Origin of the sequence: Vogesella mureinivorans (assembly GCF_007644035.1) — a bacterium.
GTDB lineage: Bacteria > Pseudomonadota > Gammaproteobacteria > Burkholderiales > Chromobacteriaceae > Vogesella > Vogesella mureinivorans.
Genome location: NZ_VMTV02000093.1, coordinates 1 through 388, shown reverse-complemented (window position 1 = coordinate 388; position 388 = coordinate 1). Strand labels below are relative to the sequence as shown.

Sequence of the window (388 nt, the reverse complement as noted above, 5' to 3'; positions counted from 1 at the left end):
TTCTGGGTTGCCCGGATGGTGATGATGACCGATCACTTCACCGGCCAGATCCCGTTCAAGCACGTCTACATCACCGGCCTGGTGCGCGATGCGCAGGGCCAGAAGATGTCGAAGTCGAAGGGCAATGTGCTGGACCCGATCGACCTGATCGACGGCATCAGCGCCGATGCGCTGGTCGCCAAGCGCACCTCGGGCCTGATGAAGCCGCAGGACGCGCCGAAGATCGAGAAGGCCACGCGCAAGGAGTTCCCGGAGGGCATTCCCGCCTTCGGCGCCGACGCGCTGCGCTTCACCTTTGCCAGCCTCGCCACCCACGGTCGCGACATCAAGTTCGATCTGAACCGCTGCGAGGGCTACAAGAACTTCTGCAACAAGCTGTGGAACGCCC

The 388-nt window shown here is 63.1% G+C and carries 1 protein-coding gene; it reads left to right on the top strand.

Translation table 11 applies throughout. The annotated features are described in order from the left end of the window. Positions 1 to 388, top strand: a 388-nt coding sequence (locus FLQ44_RS02095; RefSeq protein WP_147692830.1) for a class I tRNA ligase family protein, incomplete at both ends; no start/stop codon positions are given.